Source organism: Pseudoduganella sp. GW821-FHT05F09 (assembly GCF_059419605.1).
Map to the genome: position 1 here is coordinate 413,650 of NZ_JBWKSD010000005.1, position 21,422 is coordinate 435,071.

General features: G+C 68.1%; 24 protein-coding genes. 10 read left to right on the forward strand and 14 right to left on the reverse strand.

From position 1 onward, the window contains the following. Nucleotides 1-182: 182 nt before the first annotated feature. Both AC07S4_RS18730 and AC07S4_RS18735 read left to right on the forward strand, forming a co-directional pair. The gene (locus AC07S4_RS18730; protein WP_494988257.1) at nt 183-3,155 is read left to right on the forward strand and encodes a sensor histidine kinase; all 2,973 of its coding nucleotides are present in this window, start codon (nt 183-185) and stop codon (nt 3,153-3,155) included. A 21-nt stretch (nt 3,156-3,176) separates the two neighbouring features. Further along, nucleotides 3,177-3,443, forward strand: coding sequence for a hypothetical protein (locus tag AC07S4_RS18735; RefSeq protein ID WP_494988086.1), 267 nt, complete (start codon nt 3,177-3,179; stop codon nt 3,441-3,443). Between the two features lie 10 nt (nt 3,444-3,453). Here AC07S4_RS18735 and AC07S4_RS18740 read toward each other — a convergent pair whose 3' ends face one another. From AC07S4_RS18740 to pdxR, 3 genes are all read right to left on the reverse strand, one after another. Then, the gene (locus tag AC07S4_RS18740; protein WP_494988087.1) at nt 3,454-3,768 is read right to left on the reverse strand and encodes a DMT family transporter; all 315 of its coding nucleotides are present in this window, start codon (nt 3,766-3,768) and stop codon (nt 3,454-3,456) included. A 1-nt stretch (nt 3,769) separates the two neighbouring features. After that, on the reverse strand, nt 3,770-4,243 hold the full coding sequence (locus AC07S4_RS18745; protein WP_494988088.1) for a carboxymuconolactone decarboxylase family protein: 474 nt from the start codon (nt 4,241-4,243) through the stop codon (nt 3,770-3,772). A gap of 83 nt (nt 4,244-4,326) precedes the next feature. Next, the gene (pdxR, locus tag AC07S4_RS18750) at nt 4,327-5,757 is read right to left on the reverse strand and encodes a MocR-like pyridoxine biosynthesis transcription factor PdxR (protein ID WP_494988089.1); all 1,431 of its coding nucleotides are present in this window, start codon (nt 5,755-5,757) and stop codon (nt 4,327-4,329) included. 92 nt (nt 5,758-5,849) lie between these two features. On the opposite strand from pdxR, the gene AC07S4_RS18755 reads away from it, so the two are divergent. After that, nucleotides 5,850-6,443: an FMN-dependent NADH-azoreductase gene (locus tag AC07S4_RS18755; RefSeq protein ID WP_494988090.1), complete on the forward strand. Its 594-nt coding sequence runs from the start codon at nt 5,850-5,852 to the stop codon at nt 6,441-6,443. Here AC07S4_RS18755 and AC07S4_RS18760 read toward each other — a convergent pair. From AC07S4_RS18760 to AC07S4_RS18775, 4 genes are all read right to left on the reverse strand, one after another. Continuing rightward, on the reverse strand, nt 6,400-7,692 hold the full coding sequence (locus AC07S4_RS18760) for an epoxide hydrolase family protein (protein ID WP_494988091.1): 1,293 nt from the start codon (nt 7,690-7,692) through the stop codon (nt 6,400-6,402). The genes AC07S4_RS18755 and AC07S4_RS18760 overlap by 44 nt on opposite strands. Nucleotides 7,693-7,704: 12 nt before the next feature. After that, entirely contained in the window at nt 7,705-8,160 is a 456-nt protein-coding gene (locus AC07S4_RS18765) for an Ohr family peroxiredoxin (RefSeq protein ID WP_494988092.1), read from the reverse strand. A 64-nt stretch (nt 8,161-8,224) separates the two neighbouring features. Then, a complete protein-coding gene (locus AC07S4_RS18770; protein ID WP_161070284.1) occupies nt 8,225-8,680 on the reverse strand; it encodes an Ohr family peroxiredoxin in 456 nt (151 codons plus the stop codon). 154 nt (nt 8,681-8,834) lie between these two features. Continuing rightward, on the reverse strand, nt 8,835-10,256 hold the full coding sequence (locus AC07S4_RS18775; protein ID WP_494988093.1) for a glycoside hydrolase family 28 protein: 1,422 nt from the start codon (nt 10,254-10,256) through the stop codon (nt 8,835-8,837). A 180-nt stretch (nt 10,257-10,436) separates the two neighbouring features. Between AC07S4_RS18775 and AC07S4_RS18780 the strand changes: the two genes are divergently transcribed. After that, nucleotides 10,437-10,847 (forward strand): VOC family protein, encoded by a 411-nt coding sequence (locus AC07S4_RS18780; RefSeq protein WP_494988094.1) that lies wholly within the window; start codon nt 10,437-10,439, stop codon nt 10,845-10,847. A gap of 10 nt (nt 10,848-10,857) precedes the next feature. Here the strand turns inward: AC07S4_RS18780 and AC07S4_RS18785 are convergent, their stop codons facing one another. The 3 genes from AC07S4_RS18785 to AC07S4_RS18795 form a co-directional block, all read right to left on the reverse strand. Beyond that, nucleotides 10,858-13,317 carry an FtsX-like permease family protein gene (locus AC07S4_RS18785; protein WP_494988095.1) on the reverse strand — a complete coding sequence of 820 codons (2,460 nt, stop codon included), beginning with the start codon at nt 13,315-13,317 and terminating at the stop codon, nt 10,858-10,860. Between the two features lie 163 nt (nt 13,318-13,480). Continuing rightward, a complete protein-coding gene (locus tag AC07S4_RS18790; RefSeq protein ID WP_494988096.1) occupies nt 13,481-14,431 on the reverse strand; it encodes a 2-hydroxyacid dehydrogenase in 951 nt (316 codons plus the stop codon). Beyond that, on the reverse strand, nt 14,428-15,210 hold the full coding sequence (locus tag AC07S4_RS18795; protein WP_494988097.1) for a substrate-binding periplasmic protein: 783 nt from the start codon (nt 15,208-15,210) through the stop codon (nt 14,428-14,430). Before AC07S4_RS18795 ends, AC07S4_RS18790 begins: the two co-directional genes overlap by 4 nt. 75 nt (nt 15,211-15,285) lie before the next feature. Between AC07S4_RS18795 and AC07S4_RS18800 the strand changes: the two genes are divergently transcribed. The 4 genes from AC07S4_RS18800 to arsH are packed head-to-tail and all read left to right on the forward strand — an operon-like array spanning nt 15,286 to nt 17,482. After that, a complete protein-coding gene (locus AC07S4_RS18800; protein WP_494988098.1) occupies nt 15,286-15,627 on the forward strand; it encodes an ArsR/SmtB family transcription factor in 342 nt (113 codons plus the stop codon). Then, nucleotides 15,628-16,107 (forward strand): arsenate reductase ArsC, encoded by a 480-nt coding sequence (locus AC07S4_RS18805; protein WP_494988099.1) that lies wholly within the window; start codon nt 15,628-15,630, stop codon nt 16,105-16,107. It begins immediately after the preceding gene. Continuing rightward, complete coding sequence (locus AC07S4_RS18810; RefSeq protein ID WP_494988100.1) at nt 16,104-16,772, forward strand: aquaporin; 669 nt, start codon at nt 16,104-16,106, stop codon at nt 16,770-16,772. The genes AC07S4_RS18805 and AC07S4_RS18810 overlap by 4 nt, the downstream gene beginning before the upstream one ends. Beyond that, nucleotides 16,769-17,482 (forward strand): arsenical resistance protein ArsH, encoded by a 714-nt coding sequence (arsH, locus tag AC07S4_RS18815; protein WP_494988101.1) that lies wholly within the window; start codon nt 16,769-16,771, stop codon nt 17,480-17,482. The genes AC07S4_RS18810 and arsH overlap by 4 nt, the downstream gene beginning before the upstream one ends. Here the strand turns inward: arsH and AC07S4_RS18820 are convergent, their stop codons facing one another. Continuing rightward, nucleotides 17,483-18,022 carry a PEP-CTERM sorting domain-containing protein gene (locus AC07S4_RS18820; protein WP_494988102.1) on the reverse strand — a complete coding sequence of 180 codons (540 nt, stop codon included), beginning with the start codon at nt 18,020-18,022 and terminating at the stop codon, nt 17,483-17,485. A gap of 149 nt (nt 18,023-18,171) precedes the next feature. Here AC07S4_RS18820 and AC07S4_RS18825 point away from each other — a divergent pair, with 149 nt between their 5' ends. Next, a complete protein-coding gene (locus tag AC07S4_RS18825; protein WP_494988103.1) occupies nt 18,172-18,663 on the forward strand; it encodes an arsinothricin resistance N-acetyltransferase ArsN1 family B in 492 nt (163 codons plus the stop codon). A 3-nt stretch (nt 18,664-18,666) separates the two neighbouring features. Here the strand turns inward: AC07S4_RS18825 and AC07S4_RS18830 are convergent, their stop codons facing one another. Together AC07S4_RS18830 and AC07S4_RS18835 are read right to left on the reverse strand one after the other, a co-directional pair. Next, nucleotides 18,667-18,789: a hypothetical protein gene (locus tag AC07S4_RS18830; RefSeq protein WP_494988104.1), complete on the reverse strand. Its 123-nt coding sequence runs from the start codon at nt 18,787-18,789 to the stop codon at nt 18,667-18,669. Beyond that, nucleotides 18,786-19,985 (reverse strand): MFS transporter, encoded by a 1,200-nt coding sequence (locus tag AC07S4_RS18835; RefSeq protein ID WP_494988105.1) that lies wholly within the window; start codon nt 19,983-19,985, stop codon nt 18,786-18,788. The genes AC07S4_RS18830 and AC07S4_RS18835 overlap by 4 nt, the downstream gene beginning before the upstream one ends. Nucleotides 19,986-20,160: 175 nt before the next feature. On the opposite strand from AC07S4_RS18835, the gene AC07S4_RS18840 reads away from it, so the two are divergent. After that, the gene (locus AC07S4_RS18840; protein WP_494988106.1) at nt 20,161-20,505 is read left to right on the forward strand and encodes a DUF2917 domain-containing protein; all 345 of its coding nucleotides are present in this window, start codon (nt 20,161-20,163) and stop codon (nt 20,503-20,505) included. Here the strand turns inward: AC07S4_RS18840 and AC07S4_RS18845 are convergent. Then, a complete protein-coding gene (locus AC07S4_RS18845) occupies nt 20,431-21,390 on the reverse strand; it encodes a LysR substrate-binding domain-containing protein (RefSeq protein WP_494988107.1) in 960 nt (319 codons plus the stop codon). The genes AC07S4_RS18840 and AC07S4_RS18845 overlap by 75 nt on opposite strands. Between the last annotated feature and the right edge of the window lie 32 nt (nt 21,391-21,422).

Consider the following 21,422-nt stretch of genomic DNA (forward strand, 5'->3'; position numbering starts at 1 on the left):
GCCGCGAGCGTTGTTTTTAGTGGGAATTTCATGATGGTCTCCAGGTCGGCGGACTAAGCAGTCCGATGCCATGACAGTACGCGGTAACAAACAGTTGGTCTGTGCGGCAACGCTCTCTTGCCGACAAGGAGAATGCGCTATAGTGATGGCTATATGACCACATCCTGAACAGCCCCCGCTTGATGACTTCCCGCTTCCTGCGCTGCCTGGCACTCGCTCCCATGGCTGCGCTGCACTTGCATTGCCACGCTGCGCCCGCCCCGGCCCCCCTCCTCACTGACTACACCCACAGCGCCTGGGGCGCCCTGCAAGGGGCGCCGGTGGACGTGCTGAAGTTTGCCCAGGGCAAGGACGGCTGGCTCTGGATCGCCACCGCCACCGGCTTGTTCCGCTATGACGGCGCGCGCTTCGAGCGCACCGGCAGCGTCTACGGCCATGCGCTGCCTTCCAGCAATGTGCTCGGCCTGGCGGTCACCGGCGACGGCGCGGTGTGGGTGGGTTACCGCCTGGGCGGCGTGAGCGTGTTCCGCAAAGGCGGCGCGCGCACTTACACCGAGGCCGACGGACTGCCGGCCGGCGCCGTGTTCCATATCGAGGCGGCGCCGGACGGCGCCATGTGGGTGGGCACGCGCGACGGCGCCGCGCGCCTGGCGCCGGGGGCGGACCGCTTCGAGCCCATGGGCGCCAATGTCGGCCTGCCGACCCGGCGCGTCTACCAGATCCTGTTTGCCCGCGACGGCACGCAGTGGATGGGCACCATGTACGGCGCCTACTTCCGGCGGCCCGGCGAAAGCCGTTTCAGCCATGCCTGGCCGCGCACCATGCTCACCAGCATGGACGAAGGGCCGGACGGCAGCATCTGGGCGGTCGATGGCGAGGACAACTATTACCGGGTGCGCAGCAGCGCGCCCGCGCCGGGCGAGCTGGTCAAGCCCGACGAGAAGGGCGTCAGCATGCGCTTCGGCCGCGACGGCGGCATGTGGCTGCTGCAGCGGGACGGCGTGGAGCGCAAGCTGCAGCCGTCCGGCCCCAGCGTGCCGGCGCAGCGCCTGACGCGGCAGAACGGCATCAGCGGCCCGCTGCCGCAATCGACCTTCCAGGACCGCGAGGGCAATCTGTGGATAGGCACCTCCACCGGGCTGGACCGGCTGCGCCCCAACCGCCTGAAGATCTTGCAGGTGGAGGGACAGTTCGACCATCCCGGTTTGCTGCCGGGGCCGGACGGCGATGTGTGGATCGGCGACTACGCCGGCGACGTGCGCAGCTTCAGCGCGGAGGGGCTGAAGAAAGTCGAGCTGAAGGCCATGCTGTCGGCCAGCCATTGGGCGCCGGACGGCGTACTCTGGCTGGGCAACGAAAAAGGCCTGCACCGCCGCGCGCCGGACGGCAGCATGACGCAGCTCGCGCCGCCCGACGGCGTGGCCGGGCTGGACCCGCAAGCCCTGCAGCAGGACCGCAGCGGCGCGCTGTGGGCCTCATTCTCGGGCGGCGGCCTGTTCAAGCGCGCGGGCGGGCAGTGGATCAGGGAAGGCGGCCTGCGCGGCTTTCCCAGGGAGCTGACCACGGCGATGGCCATGGACGGCCAGGGCACGCTGTGGTTCGGCCATGCGCGCAACAGCATCAGCCTGGTGGCGGAGCGGCAGCAGGACGGCGCGGTGCGGCGCCTGGGCGCGGAGCAAGGCCTGCAGCTGGGCACCGTGCTGCAGCTATACCGGGACGGCGAGTTGATGTGGGCCGGCGGCGAGGAAGGCGTGGCCCTGTTCCGCGCCGGCCGGTTCGCGGCGCTGCGCGGCGAGCGCGGCGAGACGTTCCGTGGCGTGTCCGGCATCGTGCGCCTGCCCGGCGGCGACCTGTGGCTGCACGGCGCGGACGGCCTTTTCCATGTGACTGCGGCCAGCGTGGCGGCGTGGCTGAACCAGCCTGACCAGGCCGTGAGTTTCGAGCGCTTCGACGCGCTGGACGGCTTGCAAGGCCACGCCGCCCAGCTGCGCCCGGTGCCGTCGCTGATATACGGGTCGGACGGGCTGCTCTGGCTGTCCACCTCCGGCGCCGTCGCCACGCTGGACCCGGCGCACATCCGCCGCAACCCGCTGCCGCCGCCGGTGCAGGTGCACGCGCTGCTGGCCGACGGCGTGCGCTACGCCACCGAGGGTTCAGGCCCGGTCCGCCTGCCGCAGGGCAGCAAAAGCCTGCAGATCGCCTTTACGGCGCTGAGCCTGTCCATGCCGGAGCGCGTGCGCTTCCGCTACCGCCTGGCCGGCGTGGACGACGGCTGGCAGGAGCCGGTAGGCCGGCGCGAAGCCTACTACACCAATCTGGCTCCCGGGAATTACCGCTTCGAGGTCATGGCCGCCAACGAGGACGGCGTCTGGAACCAGGACGGCGCCGCGCTGGAGATCCATATTCCGCCGGGGTTTATGCAAACGCCGTGGTTCAAGCTGCTGCTGGCGCTGGGCGCCGGCCTGCTGCTGTATGGCGCCTATGTGCTGCGCATCCGCAGCCTGACGCAGCGCATGAAGGAGCGCTTGCAGGAGCGGCTGGCGGAACGTTCGCGCATCGCCAGGTCGCTGCACGACACGCTGCTCCAGAGCGTGCAGGGCCTGATCATGTCCTTCCACGCCCATGCCCACCTGCTGCCGCAAGGCACGCGCGAGCGCGAACGGCTGGACCAGACGCTCAACCTGGCGGACCAGCTGCTGGTGGAGGGGCGCGACCAGATCATGGACTTGCGCGCCTCGGCCTCGCCGGAAGAACTGGGCCTGGCCTTGGAGCAGTTCGGCAAAGGCCTGGCCGAGCACCGCGCGCACCGCTTCGAGGCGCGCGTGAGCGAGAAATGCCGTCCCTTGCAGCCGCGCGTGCACGACGAAATTTACGCCATCGCGCGCGAAGCGCTGTTCAACGCCTCGCGCTATGCGGAGGCGGCCAACATCGTGCTGGAGCTGGATTTTGCGCCGCAGGCGCTCACCCTGCGCGTGCGCGACGACGGGCGCGGCCTGGACGAGGACGTGGCGAAAGCCGGCCACCGCCCCGGCCATTGGGGCCTGGTCGGCATGCGCGAGCGCGCCGCCGGCATCGGCGCCGCGCTGCGCATCGACAGCAGCCCCGGCGGCGGGACCGTGATCGAAGTGACCGTGCCGGCGAAACTGGCATACTAGGAAAATTAAACGGAGGCAGCCATGAGCGCATCGACAGAGTACATTCCCGTCAGCTGCGAGTTCCACGACCGGCTGGAGGATCTGGCCACCTTGCGCAAGCAGGCCAGCATCAGCTTTATTGACGGCGGCGGTGCGCAGCAGCAGCGCAGCGCCGTCATCAAGGACGTGTTCGCCCGCGAAGGCGCCGATTACCTGACGCTGAGTTCCGGCGAGACGGTCCGGCTGGACCGCCTGGTCGAAGTCGACGGCTACAAGCTGGCCGACTTCCCGCCGGATTGCGCCATCTAGTCCCTCCGCTTCAGGCCGAGAGTTTCAGGCCAATCACGCCCGCCAGGATGAGGGCCAGGCAGAGGATGCGCATCGGCGCGGCGGAGTCGCCCAGCACCGCGATGCCGACGATGGCGGCGCCGGCCGCACCGATGCCGGTCCACACCGCGTAGCCGGTGCCCATGGGCAGCGTGCGCAGCGCCAGGGACAGCAGCACCACGCTGGCCAGTCCGCTGGCGACCGTGCACAGCGCGGGCGCGAGGCGTGTGAAGCCGTCGGACGCCTTCATGCTGAAGGCGAACACAATTTCCAGCAGGCCGGCGATGCCGAGCAGCGTCCAGGCCATGTCAGGCCCCGCTTGCGCCGGCTGCCCTGGCGGCCGCCGCAGGCGTGGACCGGAACGCCACGCCGAAGCGGTTGAATGCATTCATCAGGCCGATGGCATAGGTCAGATCCGCCAGCTCCTTGCCGCTGAATTCGGCGGCGGCGGCGGCGTATTCCGCGTCGGGCACGCCGCTGTCAGCCACCCGCGTGACGGCTTCGGCCCAGGCCAGCGTCGCGCGTTCGCGCCCGCTGAAGACCGCGCCGGCATCGCGCCATACCGCCACCAGCACCAGCTTGTCCACCGCCAGGCCGGACTTGAGCAGGTCGGCCGTATGCATGTCGATGCAGAAGGCGCAGCCGTTGATTTGCGAGACGCGCAGATAGGCGAGGTCAACCAGCTCCTTCGGCAGGCCGCTCTTTTGCAGAGTGGCGTACACATTGCCGAACGCCTTGTAGCCGTCGGGCGACGCTTTGGCGTAATCGATACGTTGAGTCATGATGAAATCCTTTGTGGGTTGGGAAGGACTTCATCGTGACGCATCTTGGCCTACTCAAGAAGGGCCATAAATACGCTTCCATACTAAGCCATGCCGCGTGAAGCGGGCTGCAGCAGCGGCAGCATGCGCTTCGCGAGGTCTTCCGCCATGCGCTGCGTAGCGATATTGGTGAAGTTAAGCAGCAGCGCCGCGTTTTCCGCGCCGCTCGTCGTCCAGTCCGCCAGCGCCTCGGCGTACAGGCCATGCTCCCGCATGCGGGCCACTACCGCGCGGCCGGACTGCTTGCCTTGCAGCCGCAGTATCAAATGCATGCCGCCCGGCGGCGTATCGATGCGCACATGCTTGCCCAGCACCTTTTCCAGTCCCGCCTTGACCGCCGCGCGGCGCTCCGCATACAGCTTGCGCATGCGCTGGATATGGCGCGCGAAATGCCCTTCCGCTATAAAGGCGCTGACGATGGCTTGCGTCAGCTGCGGGCTGCCGCCCGCGAACGACTGATTGATCTGCTCAAAGCGTTCCACTTGCGATTCCGGCACCACCAGGTAGGCCAGGCGGATGCCGGGGAACAGCACCTTGCTGAAGGTGCCCGAGTACAGCACGCGCCCGTCGCGGTCCAGGCTTTTCAGCGCAGGCAGGGGACGGCTGGCGTAGCGGTACTCGCCGTCGTAATCGTCCTCGATTATCCAGGCCTGGTTTTGCGCCGCCCAGTCCAGCAGCGCCAGCCGCCGTGGCAGGGACAAGGTGACGCACAGCGGACTTTGGTGGGCCGGCGTTACCACCGCCGCGCGCGCGCCGGGCGCCGCCCGCAGGCCGGCATCCACCATCATGCCGTCGCCGTCCACCGCCACCGGCACCGCCTCGATCTCCATATGCCCCAGCAGCTCGCGCGTGGGGGGATAGCCGGGGTCCTCCAGCCATACGCGGTCGCCCTGCTTCAGCAATGCCTGGCAGATCAGCTGCATGGTGTGGCGGTAGCCGGAAGTGACGACGATCTGCGACGGCGCGCAGCTGATGCCGCGCGACATGTGCAGATAAGCGGCGATTGCCGCGCGCAGTTCCGGCAGGCCGGAGACCGGGGCATGCATCATGTCCTGCGGCTGCATGGCGCGGATGCAGCGCGCGCCCAGGCGCGCCCATATCTTGCGCGGAAACGCGTCCAGAGCCGGCAGGCCCATCTGGAAAGGGAGGATGGAATCCGGACGGAAGCTGAGTGGGGCGCCGGGGCCGGGGCGGGCCGCCGCGGCGGCCGGCGGCGCGCGCGGCTTGAGGTCGGGCGCCACGATGGTTCCGGCTTGCCCGCGCGCCACAATATAGCCTTCCGCCGCCAGCAAGGAATAGGCGGCTTCTATGGTGCCCCTGGCCAGGCCCAGCTCCTTGGTCAGCGCCCGCGCGGACGGAACGCGGTTGCCCGGCTTGAGCACGCCGCTGTCTATGGCGGCGCGGAAGCGGTCATAGATTTGCCGGTAGAACGGTTGCGCCGATGCAGGGTCCAGCGGTGCGATATGAGCGGTCATGGCTCAGTGCCAATGTGAATTTATGGATCTTCTGAATATACCATGGCCTGCCTAGAATCATGGCTATCAACAACATCCTGGAAAGGTAGGCCATGAACATCCTCCACATCAGCTGCAGCCCCAGCGGGGAAGCGGCCGAGAGCTACCGGCTCTCTCAACACATCATCGCCGGCTTGCTGGAGCAAAGCCCGGCGGCGTACGTGGTGCGGCGCACCCTCGGCGGGGGCGAGGTTCCGCGCGTGGATGCGGTGCTGTATTCGGAGGAACTGATCGCAGAGCTGGAAGCGGCGGACGCCGTGGTCATCAGTACGCCCATGCATAATCTGACCGTGCCGGCGGCACTGAAGGCGTGGATAGACCACGTGGTGCGCGCACAGCGGACGTTCCGGCTGACGCCGGAAGGCAAGGTTGGCGTGCTGCGCGACCGGCCGGTTTTGATCGCCATCGCGTCCGGCGGAAGGTATTCCGGCCAGCGCGCGCGCCAGCCGGATTTTTTGACGCCGTATTTGCAAACCATACTGGCGACGATAGGACTGCACGACCTGGCGTTCTTCTCGGTGCAAGGTACCGGCCTGGGGCCGGACGCTGTCGCGGAAGCCCGCATCGCGGCGGGCCAGGAGGTGCGGGACTACTTTGCGGCGCTTACTTCCGCAGCGGACGGAACGCGGCGCGCACTTCCTGCGTGAACAGCGCCGGCTGTTCCCAGGCCGCGAAGTGGCCGCCCTTGTCCAGTTTGTTGTAGTAGACCAGGTTCGGGTAGGCGCGCTCGGCCCAGCTCTTCGGCGGCTGGTACAGCTCGTCCGGGAACACGCTCACCGCAGCCGGTATCTTCACGCCCTTGACGGCGAAGAAGGGATGCTTGTTTTCCCAGTAGTAGCGGGACGCGGACACGGCCGTATTGGTCAGCCAGTACAGCGTGATGTTGTCCAGCACGTCGTCGCGGCTCAGGCCTTCGGTCTGGCCGTTGAACACGCGGCTGATCAGCTTCTGGCTCGGCACGTCGTGGTCCAGCAGGAAGGCCGCCAGACCCACCGGCGAGTCCGTCAGCCCGGTCAGGGTCTGCGGGCGCGACGCCATCAGGCGGGCATAGCCCACGTGGTCGTACACAAAGCTCAGCTGTTCGGTGGCGGCTTTTTCTTCCGCCGTCAGGGTCTGGCCGGCCGGCAGCGGGTTGCCCGCCCACAGCGCCTTGTCGATATCGACCGGCACCGCGCCGGCCATATTGGTGTGGATGCCGATCAGTCCCGCCGGTGCTTGCACCGCCATCAGGTCGGTCACGATGGCGCCCCAGTCGCCGCCCTGCGCCGCGTATTTCTTGTAGTCCAGGCGCTTCATCAGCTCGGCCCAGGCTTTCGCGGTGCGGTCCGGGCCCCAGCCCGTTTCAGCCGGCTTGCCCGAGTAGCCATGGCCCGGCAGCGAAGGGATGACCACGTCGAACGCGTCTTCCGCCTTGCCGCCGTGGGCGGTCGGATTGACCAGCGGATCGATGATCTTCAGCTGTTCCACCACCGAACCGGGCCAGCCGTGCGTGATAATCAGCGGCAGCGCGTTCTTGTGCTTGGAGCGCACGTGGATGAAGTGGATGTCCACGCCGTCGATCTTCGTCACGTACTGCGGCAGGGCGTTCAGCCTGGCTTCGACCTTGCGCCAGTCGTAGCTGTTGGCCCAGTAGGCGGCCAGCGACTGCACGGTGGCCAACTGCACGCCTTGCGTGTTGTCCGGCACGGTTTCGCGGTCCGGCCAGCGGGTGGCTTTGATGCGCTCGCGCAGGTCGGCCAGCTGGGCTTCCGGCACGTCGATATGGAAGGGACGGATTTCGCTGCCGGCGTTGGCGGCGCGGGCGAAGCCGGGCGCGATGGCGAAGGCGGCGGCCACGGCGATGGATATGGTGAGACTTGCGGCGGCGGCCTGGATGAAATTGCGGCGCTTGTTCATGGTGTTCTCCAATCAGGCGGTAATGGCGGTCAGCACGACGTCGATATTGCCTTTGGTGGCTTTCGAGTACGGGCAAATTGCGTCGGCGCCGTGGGCGATCTGGTCGGCCAGCTCCTGGGCAACGCCGGGTGCGAACAGGGTGATGCGGGCCTGGATGAAGTACGCGTTGCCGCCCAGGCCCAGGTCCACTTCGATTTCCACGGCGGTGTCCGCCGGCAGGGCCACATTCAGCTGCTTGGCGACGATGCCGACAGCCGAGCTGTAGCAAGCGGACCAGGCGCCGGCGAACAGCTGCTCGGCGGTCGGATGGGCTTCGATGGCGGCGAAACGGTGTTCGCGGCCGGCCGGGTTGCCCGGCGTGGTCAGATGGATGTCCAGCTGGCCTTCGTGGTTGCCGGAGAAGATGGCGGCGTCGGTGCCGGTGGTGCGGGTTTTGCCGGTGGTCAGGACTTTGGTGATCTTGCTCATGATATTTCCTTTAGGATTTATTAACGCATGCGTTTTTATCGCATGCGATGTTTAAGGTAAAGTATTAAGCGGTAATAACATTCACAGCCACGTCGATATTGCCTTTGGTGGCTTTGGAGTAAGGGCACATTGCGTCGGCGCCGTGGGCGATTTTGGTCGCCAGTTCGGCATCCACGCCGGGAACGATGAGGTTGATGCGCGCCTGGATGAAGTAAGCGTTGCCGCCCAGGCCCAGGTCCACTTCGATTTCCACCGCGGTGTTGGCCGGCAGGGCCACTTTCAGCTGCTTGGCGACGATGCCGACGGCGGCGCTGTAGCAGGCGGACCAGGCGCCGGCGAACAGCTGCTCGGCGGTCGGGTGGGCTTCGATGGCGGCGAAATGGTGTTCGCGGCCGGCCGGGTTGCCCGGCGTGGTCAGATGGATGTCCAGCTGGCCTTCGTGGTTGCCGGAGAAGATGGCGGAGTCGGTGCCGGTGGTGCGGGTTTTGCCGGTGGCCAGGACTTTGGTGATGTTGCTCATGATGGTTTCCTCTATAAAATGGGTGGAGAGTTTCTTCTCGCACTCGCTTATGTCGTATGCGATGTATGTATCTTGGACCATGGAGGTCCAAGAGTCAAGAACTATTTTCGCATGCGATTAAAGCGATTCCGATTTAATTTCGGAGCGGCGGATATCAGGAGGCCTGCACGAAGCCCTGCACGTTCTCGGTTTTCACCGGGGCCTCCAGCACCTTGGCCACGGTGACGGCGCGCAGCGAGACGTTTTTCACCGGCATCTCCGCTTCGCCCTGGATGCGGCAGACGAAGGCCGCCTCGCCCACCGTCACATTGCTCACGTGCAGGCCTTCGATCGGCGTCAGGCGCCGCTCGTAGGTGGGTACCAGGTCGCGCCACTGGTAGAGCACGTCCGTTTCCACGCTCAGCACGCCGCCCGCGATCTTGGTCGCACTGACATTGGACACGTGGATGTTCTTCACATAGCCGCCGCGCCGTTCGTTGGTTTTCACGAACAGGATGTTGTTGATGGTGCTGCGTGCACCGGAACCGGCGTTGTCGAAGTGGCAGTTGTCCACAAACACGTTTTCCACCCCGCCCGACAGCTCGCTGCCGATGGCCATCAGCTGGTGGCCGTTCTTGATGCGGCAGTTGCGCATGATGATGTTGCGCGACGGCACGTTGATGCGCCAGGCGTCCTGGTCGCGGCCGGATTTCACCGAGATGGCGTCGTCGCCCTGGTCGAACACGCAGTCCTCCACCAGCACGTTCTGGCTCATTTCCGGGTCCACGCCGTCGTTGTTGTGGCCGTGCGCGCGCACTTTCACGCGGCGTATCACCACGTCGCGGCTCAGGTAGGGATGCAGCACCCAGAACGGGCTGTCGATTATGCTCACGTCCTCCACCAGCACGTTGCGGCAGCGGTTGAACTGCACGAAATGCGGACGCAGATGGGCCTCGCCGGTGGCCATCTGGCGCTCCGCCACCGGCACCTTCTTGGCGGCCATGTGGTACAACGCCACCAGCGCGTCCATATGCGGCTTGGGCCGCGCGTACCAGACCTTCCACACGTCCAGTTTCGCCTTCAGCGTGCCCTCGCCCGTGATGGCCACGTTGTCGCACTCGAAGGCGTAGACCAGCGGCGAATAGTTGTAGCACTCCAGGCCTTCCCAGCTCGTCATGACGGCGGGCAGGTAGTCCTCAGGGCGCTCGGAAAACAGCAAGGTGGCGCCCTTGGCCACGTGCAGGTTCACATTGCTCTTGAGATGGATTTTCGCCGTCGGCCACACGCCTTCCGGCACCACCACCACGCCGCCGCCGGCCGCGTTGGCCGCTGCGATGGCCAGTGCGATGGCGCTGCTGGTTTTCTGCTGGTCGCCCTGGGCGGCGCCGAAATCGGTGATGGGGAAGCGCTGGCTGGCGGAAAAATCGGGTACGCTGATGTCCGGCATGGGGAAGGGGGCGCTGGCGCGCACGCGTTCCTGGGGCAGCTGGCGCTGCTGTGCCGCGCGCGGCAGCGGGGCGCAGCCGGTGGCGGCCAGGGCCAGTCCGGCCAGCAGCAGGTGGCGGCGTGTATATGCGGGGGAATGTTGGCGGGGCAAGGCGGTCTCCAGAGTGTTTTTTCCATGGTAAACCGCCTTGCCGCCGCGCAGCACCCGCGCCGCCCAATCACTCACGCAGTTGATCCGGCGCCGAAAAAATATTTTGCAGCAAGTGTCGAAGCGCGGCGGCGCCAGCCGTCGTAGTACAGCAAGCCACCCAACTTCTTATCCGGAGACATTATGAACAAGCAAATTTTCGTCAACCTGCCCGTCAAAGACCTGCCGCGCTCGAAAGACTTTTTCGCCGCCCTGGGCTACAGCTTCAACCCCCAGTTCACCAATGAGCTGGCGGCCTGCATGGTGATTTCGGAGAACATTTTCACCATGCTGCTGACCGAGGATTTCTTCAAGGGCTTCCTCAACCGTCCACTGTCGTCGGCGCACGAATCGGCGCAGGTGATCAACTGCCTGTCCTGCGAGAGCCGCGAGGAAGTGGACGCCACCGTGGCCAAGGCGCTGGCCGCCGGCGGCGCCCCGCTGCGCGAGCCGCAGGACATGGGCTTTATGTACAGCCACGGTTTTTCCGACCTGGACGGCCACCTGTGGGAGCTGGTGTATATGGACCCGAACGCCACGCCGCCGCAGGCTTGACGGCAACCGCCTAGGCCTGGCTGCGCAGCGCGTCCGCCGGTTTCATGCGCATGGCCAGCCAGGCGTGGCGCGCCACGGCGGCGGCGGCCACGGCCAGCGTGGCCGCCAGCGCCAGCAGCAAGGTCCAGCCGCCTATCGGCGCGTGCTCCACATAGCCGGCCAGGTAGCGCTGGATGGCGAGCGCCGCCGGCGGCAGGCCGATCAGCGCGGCCAGCAGCGCCAGCACGCCGATCTCCTTCACCACCAGCACGCCGATGGCGCTGCGGCCCGCGCCGTACAGCTTGCGCAGCACGATCTCGCGCGCGCGCCGCTGCACCGTGTGCGCCGACAGCACATAGGTGCCGAAGGCGGCAATGGCCAGCGCAATGCCGGTGGCCAGCGCCAGCAGGCGGGCCATGCGCGCGTCGTCCGCGTAGTTGACGGCCAGGATGTCGGCGGCGGAACGGGTTTTCAGTATCGCCTCCGGAAAGTATTTGGGCCACAGCGCGCGCACCGCGGGCTCCAGCGCGGCGGCCGGCGCGCCCTCTCCCGCGGCGCGCACGCTGAGGGTAATGCCGGCGGTCCACAATTCATAGGCCACCGCGCGCGGCGCCGCGCGCAGCGAGTGGAAGCGCAGCTCGGGCGCTATGCCCACCACGCGGCGCTGTATCACCTTGTTGTCGAAACCGCTGAACAGCAGGGTCTGGCCGACGGCGGCGGCCGGATCGGCGAAGCCCAGCTCGCGCGCGGCGATGGCGTTCAGCACCAGCGGCACCGGGTCGTCCTCCTTGTCCTGGCGCGGGTCGAACACGCGGCCCGCCAGCGCCGGAATGCGGTACTGCTCGAAGAAGTTCGCGCTCACCGATTTGATCTCCGTGGCGGTGCTGCGGCCGTCCAGGCGTTTCAGGTCGCGGAACCAGGACACATTGCTGCGCCCTACCGCGTCCTCCGAAATGGCCACGCCCGCCACGCCGGGCTGGGCCTTCAGCGCGGCCACGAAGCTTTGCGCCGCCGGGCTCATGCGCACCGGTTCCGGCAGGTCCACGATCAGCAGCGGCGCCGGGTCGAAGCCGGGCGAGGCGCGCATGGCGAAGGCGGTTTGCCAGCCTATGGCCACGGCCACGCTGGCCAGGCCCATGGCGGTGGCCACTTGCAGCACCGTCAGCACGCGCCGCATGCGCAGGCCGCCGGCGGACTCCGTGCCGCCCCGCCCTGCCAGCACCTGGCTGGGACGCACGCGCAGCGCGATCCAGGCCGGGTAGAGCGCCGTCAGCACGCCCAGCAGGCAGCCCAGCAGCAGCGCGGCCGCCACGTGGCCGGGCGCGAGCACGCTGTCGAGCTTGCGGTTGACCAGCTCGGAGAACAGCGGCAGCGCCAGCCAGGCCAGCAGCAGGCCGATGGCGGTGGCCAGCAGGGCCACCAGCATGGACTCGGCCAGCAGCTGCAGCGCGATCTGGCGCGCGCCGGCGCCCAGCACCTTGCGCATGGCCACTTCGCGCTGGCGCCGCAGCACCCGCACCGCCGCCAGGTTGACGTAGTTCACCGCCGCCAGCAGCAGTATCAGCAGCGCCACGCCGCCCAGCCCGGCAATCACGGCCGGGTGGGCGCGCGGGCCGGGCGCGGCCACGAAGTTCTGCGCCACGTCCTGGTCGAAATAGGCGTCCTTCAGGGGCGCCAGCGCCACCTCCATCACCTTGCGCCCGCCCAGGCGCTGGCGCACTTCGGGCGGCTGGTCCTGCAGGCCGGGAGAGTTGTCCACCGCGCGCTGCAGCGCCTCCGTAATGGCGGGCAGGGACGCGCCGGGCTGCACCCGCAGCAGCATCTTGCCCCACCAGCCGCGCGAGCCGGTCGCCAGTTCGTCGCGCACCTCGGGCTCCACCAGCACCGAGCGGGTGCCGAGCAGGGTTTCAAAGGGGATGGTGCTGCTGGCCGGCGGCGTGCGCAGCACCGCGCCCACGCGCAGCAGCTTGCCCTCGGCCAGCATGGTCAGTCCCAGCGCGTTGGCGGTGCCGAACAGGCGCTGCGCGGCCTCCTCGGTGATGGCGAAGCTGTCCGGGCGCTCCAGCGCGGCGGCCAGGTCGCCCTGCACTGCCTGCAGGCCCAGCATGGCGGCGAAGTCCGGCAGCACGGTCAGGCCGTCCACCTTGTGCAGCCGGCCGGCGATGCGCACCGTCAGGCCCAGCGTCTCGGCGCGCGACGGCAGGTAGCCGGTGGCGGCGGCCACGCCCGGCGTGCCGGCCGCGCTGGCGCGCAGCAGCAGCGGCGCCTGGTCGAACCACGGCGCTTTCGGGTCGACGTTGAAGCGCTGCTTGACCACGTAGACCCGGTCCACGTCGGGCACGTGGCGGTTGTACTGCCAGGAATGGCGCACCAGGCCCAGCAGCAGCAGCGCGGCGGCCAGGCCTATGCCCAGGCCGGCGATGACGACGAAGGAATACACCGGGTCTTGCAGCAAGCTGCGCCAGCCGATACGGAAGTCCCGCAGTTTCATAATGAGCGATGAGTAGTGGATCTGGCTGGGGAATCGCAACTTTCATGCCACGCGTGGCCGGGGCGCATGGCGGCGTGGCCGGCGCGGCGCGCTGCCGCGCAGGCGTCCGGAAGCGGACGCTGGCGGTGTGCGCTTCCGGACAGTGTGCGCGGATTTGGCTTGGCTAGGAAAGCGGCGTCAGCAGCGGCTGGCCGGCGAAATGGGCCAGCAGGTTGTCCACCGCCAGCTGGCCCATGGCGTGCCGGGTTTCCACCGTCAGGCTGCCGATGTGGGGCGTGAGCACCACGTTGTCCAGCGCGCGCAGCGCGGGCGGCACCTCCGGCTCGTGCTCGAACACGTCCAGCGCGGCGGCGCCCAGCTGGCCGCTCTGCAGCGCCGCGATCAGCGCCTGCTCGTCCACCAGCGCGCCGCGCGCGATGTTCACCAGCGTGCCCTCCGGCCCCAGCGCGTCCAGCACGGCGGCGTTCACCGCGTGCCGCGTGGCGGCGTTGGCCGGGGCGCTCAGCACCAGGTAGTCGCTTTGCTGCGCCAGCGCCAGCAGCGAGTCGGCGCGCGGCGCGGCCACGCCGGGAACCGGACGCGGCTGGTAGTAGCGTATCTCCATGCCCAGCGCGGCCAGCCGCGCGGCGATCGCCTGGCCGATGCGGCCGTAGCCGAAAATGCCGGCCACCTTGCCGCGCACGCTGCGCGACGGCGCCAGCGGCAGGCGCGCGCTCCAGTCGCCGTTGCGCACGTAGCGGTCCATGGCGGGCAGGCGGCGCGCGGCCGACAGCAGCAGCAGCAGCGCCAGGTCGGCCACGTCCTCGGTCAGCACGCCGGGCGTGTTGGTGACGGGAATGCCGCGCGCGCGCAGCGCGTCCAGGTCGACCTTGTCGTAGCCCACGCTGTTCAGGCTCACCATTTCCAGCCGGGGCAGGCGCGCGGCCAGCGCCGGGCTCACCCCCTGCGGCCCGGTGGTGACGATGGCGCGCACCCGCTCGGCCACGCTGTCCACATAGGCGTCCTGCTCGGCGGGCGGCACGCGCCACACGTGGTGGCAATGGAATTGTTCGTCGAGCTGCCGCATCACGGCGGCGGAAGGGCTGGCGGCGAACACGAGGATTTCTGGTTTCATTGTGCTTTCTCTGGTGAGCCCAGGCCGTATTTGGCGAGGATGCGGCGGCTGCTGCCGTCGGCGGTGATGGCGGCCATGGTGCGCTGGAACTGCTGCACGTCGTCCGTGCCGAAGTCGAGCGAGCCAGCCAGCCAGGCGGTGGTGCTGCGCACGGGCGGGCTCAGCGCGAAGCCGGCCTCTTCTCCCCGGCTGCGCAGCGAGGCGCGGATGATGTTGTACTCGCCGAAGGCGGCGTCGGCGATGCCTTTCTGCAGGAAGCGGTGGACTTCGTCGATGCTGGCGGCCTCGACCAGGTTCTCATAGCCCAGCTCCTTCAGCACGGCGGCCTGGCCCGCGCCGCGCAGCAGCGCAATGCGGCGCGCCTTCATGTCCAGCGGATGGCGGATGTCGAAGCGGCTGCCGCGCGGGGCCGTGAACACATAGTGCTCCTCGTACAGCGGCGCCAGCCAGCGGTACTGGGCTTCGCGCGCGGGCTGGCGCGTGAGCGGAAAGATGGCGGTGGCGGGCAGCGTGGTGGTCAGGAAGATGGCGCGCCGCCACGGCACGAACTGGGTCTGCGGCGCCAACTGCATGCGCTGGCACAGCTCGTTCACCAGCTCCATCAGCGCGCCGGGCCGGGCGCCGCCGTGTTCCAGCACCAGCGGCGGCAAGTGCGCGGTCACCAAACGCATGCGCGCTGCCACGCCCGCCTGCGCCGGCAGGGCGGCCAGGGCCGCGCCCACGGCGCCCAATGTCCCCAGCGTGCTGCCCAGGGCTGCAATTGCTCGTCGTCTGTCCATGCCGGCTAGTTTTACACATTTTGACGATGTTGTAGTATATTTCGATAATCGTTGAAATATCGAATTGGAGCGGAAATGGACACCAGACAAGCATTGGCCGCGCTGGCGGCGCTGGCGCAGGAATCCCGGCTGGCGGCCTTCCGCCTGCTGGTGCAGGCCGGGCCGGACGGCCTGGCGGCCAGCCGGATCGCCGAGCAGCTCGACATTGCGCCCTCGTCGCTGTCCTTCCACCTGAAGGAGCTGGCCCATGCCGGCCTGATCTCCGCGCGCCAGGACGGCCGCTTCCTGATCTACAGCGCCAGCTTCGGCGCCATGAACGGCTTGCTGGCCTTCCTCACCGAAAACTGCTGCGGCGGCGTGCCCTGCGCGCCTGCCGCCGCGGACTGCTGTCCCCCCACCCCCACCAAGGAAGTTTGAATGAACGTTTTAGTACTGTGCACCGGCAATTCCTGCCGTTCCATCCTGGGCGAAGCCACCTTCAACCACCTGGCGCCGGCCGGCTGGCACGCCGTCAGCGCGGGCAGCAAGCCGGCCGGCTATGTGCACCCGCGCTCGCTGGCGCTGCTGGCCCGCGAAGGCATTTCCACCGAGGGCTACCACAGCAAGTCCTGGGACAGCCTGCCGGTCACGCCCGACATCGTCATCACCGTCTGCGGCAGCGCGGCCGGTGAAACCTGCCCGGCCTACCTGGGACCGGTGCTGCGCGCGCACTGGGGCGTGGAAGATCCGGCGCACGCCACCGGCACCGAGGAGGAGATCGACGCCGCCTTCATGCACGCCTACCGCGTGCTGCGCGCCCGCATCGAAGCCTTCTTCGCGCTGCCGCTTGAGCAGCTGGTCAACAATCCGATCCGCCTGAAGGCCGAGCTGGACCGCATCGGCACGCTGCTGCCATGACCCCGGCGCGCCGCTACGTGGCCGAAGGCCTGGGCACGGCGCTGCTGCTGGCGGTGGTGGTGGGCTCCGGCATCATGGCCGAGCGCCTGGCGGGCGGCAATGCCGCCATTGCCCTGCTGGCCAATGCGCTGGCCACCGGCGCCGGGCTGGTGGCGCTGATTTTGACTTTCGGCCCCGTCTCCGGCGCGCACTTCAACCCGGTGGTGACGCTGTCGGCCGCCTGGCAGGGCCGCCATCCGGCGCGCGAAGTGCTGCCCTACCTGGCGGTGCAGCTGGCGGGCGCCTTCGCGGGCGTGGCCGCCGCGCACGCCATGTTCGGGCTGGACGCCTACACCGCCTCGGCCCATGCGCGCAGCGGCGCGGCCCAGTGGTGGAGCGAATGCGTGGCCACCTTCGGGCTGCTGGGCGTCATCATCGGCTGCACGCGCAGCCGGCCGGGCGCCACGCCGTTCGCGGTGGCGGCCTATATCACCGCCGCCTACTGGTTCACCGCCTCCACCTCGTTCGCCAATCCCGCCGTCACGCTGGCGCGCAGCGTCAGCGACACCTTCGCCGGCATCCGTCCCGTGGACGCGCCCGGCTTCATCGCGGCCCAGCTGCTCGGCGCGGCCGCCGCCACCGTCTTGTTCCGCTGGCTGTACGCGGAGAATAAGGAGTCCGTATGAGCATCCCGAATCTGCCCAACATCAAACCCGAACTGCTGGATACGCCCACGCTCGCCAAGCTGGCGCCGGTGGGCGAGCTGGACCATCCGCCGCGCATTCTCATGCTGTACGGCTCGCTGCGCGAGCGCTCCTTCAGCCGCTTCCTGGTCTACGAGGCGGCGCGCATCCTGGAGCACTTCGGCGCCGAGGTGAAGATATTCGATCCGATGGAGCTGCCCATGGCGGGCAGCGTGCCCGAAACGCATCCCAAGGTGGTGGAGCTGCGCGCGCTGAGCTTGTGGTCCGAAGGCCAGGTGTGGTGCAGCCCCGAGCGCCACGGCGCCATCACGGCCGTGATGAAGAACCAGATCGACTGGATACCGCTGGAGCAGGGCGCGCTGCGGCCCAGCCAGGGGCGCACGCTGGCGGTGATGCAGGTGTGCGGCGGATCGCAGTCGTTCAACGTGGTCAACACGCTGCGCCTGCTGGGACGCTGGATGCGCATGTTCACCATTCCCAACCAGTCCTCGGTGCCGATGGCCTACAAGGAATTCGGCGAGGACGGCCGCATGCGTCCCTCCGCCTACTACGAGCGGGTGGTGGACGTGATGGAGGAGCTGTTCAAGATGACGCTGCTGCTGCGCGGCCGGACCGCTTATCTGACCGACCGCTACAGCGAGCGCAATGAGCAGGCGGTCAAGGCTATCGACCGCCAGATTGGGAAAATTTGATCAGGCCTGGCCGGTGGCCTTGCGGCGACGAGCGGCCAGCAGACCCAGCAGGCCGATGCCGGCCAGCGCCAGGCTGCCCGGTTCCGGCACGCGGGAGAAGTTGGCGGCGGTAATGCCCGGGCTGGATGCTACCGAGTTCTGGTAGATGCTGATGTAGGTGCTGGAGCCGGCGATGTACAGGTCGTTGGAAGTCCAGCCATGGGTGGCGTCAATGAACCAGTCGCTGGCGGCGAAGTTGGTAAAGCTCATCGAAATCGTGAAAGCATTGGTGGTGATCACGTTGTCGAAGTGGTTGTAGCCGTCCTGGAACATCCACTTGATGCCGCTGTTGATGCCGTTCGAGCTGGTGTAGATATTGCCGGTGCCTTGCGCGTTCAGCAGGCTGGAATCAAACGACACATAGCCGGTGATGCGGTCCGACGTGGTGTAGGGACCGCTGACCGAGGTGAAGGTCGGACCGGTGAAGGTATAGGTCATCGGGGTCGCTTGCACGGCTGCGCAGGCGGACAGGGTGGCGAGGGCCAGTGCCAGTTTGGACATCAGTTTCATGGTTGGAAAGTAGTTGGTTGATATGAATTCTTATTTTTAAGCAATTACTGTTCCATCCGTGTAATATCAGTGACTTAGGTGAAATCCATGTATTATTTGATACTAAATATTCCATCACTGTAAAATTTTCCGACACTGCCATGAGCCTTATCCGCCCAGCCGCCACAGCCGATGCCGCCGCCATCGCCGCCATCTACAACCACTACGTGGCCAGCACCACCATCTCCTTCGAGGAGCAGCCGGTTTCCGCCGAGGAGATGGCCGGCCGCATCGAGAGCGTGGGCGCCAAGTTGCCGTGGCTGGTGTGCGAGCAGGACGGCGTCCTGATGGGCTATGCCTACGCCACGCCCTGGCGCGTGCGCAGCGCCTACCGGTTTTCGGTGGAAAGCAGCGTCTATGTCTCGCCCGGCCATCCGCGCAAGGGCGTGGGCACGCGCCTGTACCGCGAACTGCTGGACCAGCTGCGCGCGCGCGGCCTGCACATGGTCATCGGCGGCATCGCCCAGCCCAACGAGGCCAGCGTGGCGCTGCACGAATCCATGGGCTTCAGGAAGGTGGCGCACTTCTCCGAAGTCGGCATGAAGTTCGGACGCTGGGTCGACGTCGGCTACTGGGAGCTGAAACTGGCCTAGCGTTCAGCACAGCGCCGCCAGGCTGGCGAAGGTCAGCACATGGTCCGGCTGCAGCAGCGCCAGCCAGGCCCACGCGCACACCGCCGCCAGCACGGCCCACAGCACGAGGTTGTGCAGCGGCTTCATGCCGGCTGCAGCCCTGCCACGGCGCGGTCGTCGATGGGCCAGTGCAGCAGCGCCGCCGCCAGCCCCACGCCCACCGACGCGGCCCACACCAGCTTGTAGGAATGCGTGGCGTCGTACACCGCGCCGCCCAGCCACACGCCGAGGAAGCCGCCCAGCTGGTGGCCCACGAACACCAGGCCGAACAGCGTGGAGATGTATTTCACGCCAAACACCTGCGACACCAGCCCGTTGGTCAGCGGCACCGTGCCCAGCCACGTCAATCCCATGGCGCAGGAGAACAAATAGATGCTGGCCGTGCTGATGGGCGCGACGAGGAACAGCAGCATGGCCGCCGAGCGCGCGCAGTACAGCCAGGCCAGCAGGTGCTTGCGCCGATAGACATTGCCCAGCTTGCCGCACCAGTAGGTGCCCGCCACATTCGCCAGCGCCACGATGGCCAGCGCCATCACGCCGGTGTTGGCGGAAAAGCCCTGGTCCAGCAGATAGGCCGGGAAATGCCCGGCGATAAAGGCCAGCTGGAAGCCGCAGGCGAAAAATCCCAGGTTCAGCAGCCAGAAGCCCCGGTGCGACAAGGCCTCCGCAATGGCGCGCCGCATCGACTGGCCGGGCTGCTGCGGCGCGCCGGCGGCGGCGCTGTCGTCCATGGGGAAGGCCAGCGGCGCGGCCAGCGCCAGCAGCAGCGCAATGACGGTGAGCGCCGCCATCCAGCCGGCGCCGGCGATCAGTCCCTGCGCGGCCGGCACCATGGCGAACTGGCCCACGCCGCCCACCGCGCCCGCCAGCCCCAGCGCCCAGCCGCGCCGCTGCGGCGGCACGATGCGGCTGAGCGCGCCGTACACGGTGCCGAAGGCGGTGCCGGACAAGGCCATGCCGATCAGCAGGCCGCCCGCCAGCAGCAGCTGCGCATTGGTGGCCGCGTGCGCCATCAGGACCAGGCCGAGCGCGTACAGCAGGCAGGCGGCGGCCAGCACGCGGCGCGAGCCGTAGCGGTCCGCGATCATGCCGGTAAAGGGCTGGGCCAGGCCCCAGACCAGGTTTTGCAGGGCGATGGCCAGCGCGAACTCCTCCCTGCCCCAGCCGCGCGCGGAGGTCATGGGCAGCATGAACAGGCCCTGCACGTGGCGCATGCCCAGCGCCAGGCCCATGATGACGCCGCCGCACAGCACGGCCGCCAGTGGTGTTTTCAGGTATTTCATCGGGGTCTCCTCGCCAGTCCGTGCCGCAAGCATAGCCAGGACGGCGGGGCGCGCGCCAACGGTAAATCGGCATGTTATCCATGCGTGTGGCGCATGGATTGCATGCCGGGATAACGTTTGTCCGCGGCGCGCGGCGGGGCAACAATGCCAGCATCAACCATCGAAGGAGAACACCATGCGGATCACCCTGCAACCCAGCGAAGGCGCCACCATGGCGCCGGGCAATGCCGTGCGCGTGCAGTGCCTGGCGGGCGTGCTGTGGATTACCAATCATGGCGACAGCAAGGACCGCGTGCTGAAGGCGGGCGACAGCGCGGAGCTGTGCGCGGCGCAGCGGCGCTATTTGTCCAGCGTGGGGCGCAACGAGGCGGTGTCGTTCGAGGTGAGCGGGCCGGCAGCCAGCATCAGCCTGCACCGGGCGGGCGGAGATGGCGGCGGCGCGCGCTCAGGCGGCGCTGGCGAGCGCCTGCGCCAGCTTCTGCCGCAACTCCTGCGCGGTCTGCGCCGCCTGCTCGATTAGCCAGTCGCGGAAGGCCGCCACCTCGGCGCGCTGCGCGCCGGGCGCCTGCATCAGCCAGTAGCGGTAGTCGTCCACTTGCAGGCTCAGGTCCAGCCGCGCGGCCAGCGTGCCGTCCCTGAGCATGGGCAGCAGCAGCGGCAGGCGTCCCAGCGCCACGCCGTGGCCGCCGGCGGCCGCGTGGATCAGCTGGTCGTATTGGTTGAAGTGCAGCCGTCCCTTGGGCCGCCGCCCTGGCGCCTGCGCCAGCCCCTGCGCCTTGAGCCAGTATTCCCAGTGCAGCCAGGGGCCGACGCGTTCGTCCAGGTCCAGCAGCACGTGCTCCAGCAGCGCGGCCGGTTCGCGGAAGGCGCTGGCCGCCAGCGCGGGACTGGCCACCGGCGCCACCACCTCGTCGAACAGCTTCAGCCCTCCCTGCGTGGCGGGCGAGGCGGGACTGTAGCGGATGGCGAGGTCCACGCCGTCGCGCTCCAGGTCCAGCAGGCGGTTGCTGGTCGCCACGCGCACGTCGATATGCGGATGGGCGGCCTGGAATTCGCCCAGGCGCGGCAGCATCCACAGCGAGGCCACGCCTATGCTGGCGGACACCGTCACCGGCCGCACGCGGCTGTCCTGGCGCAGCGTGTCGGCCAGGTCCAGCAGCTTGTCCATCCACGGCGAGGCCAGCTGGAACAGCTGCTCGCCGGCCGGCGTCAGCGCGATGGCGCGGTTGCGGCGCGTGAACAGCGGCGTGCCCAGCTTCTCCTCCAGCGCCTGGATCTGGCGGCTGACGGCCGATTGCGTCAGGCACAAATCGTCCGCCGCAGCGGTGATGCTCATGCGCCGCGCCGCCGCGACAAAGCCGCGCAGCGCATCGAGCGGCGGCAGCGTGACAAGGCGGTTCTGCATGGCGACTCCTGTATCGGCGATACATGATTCTA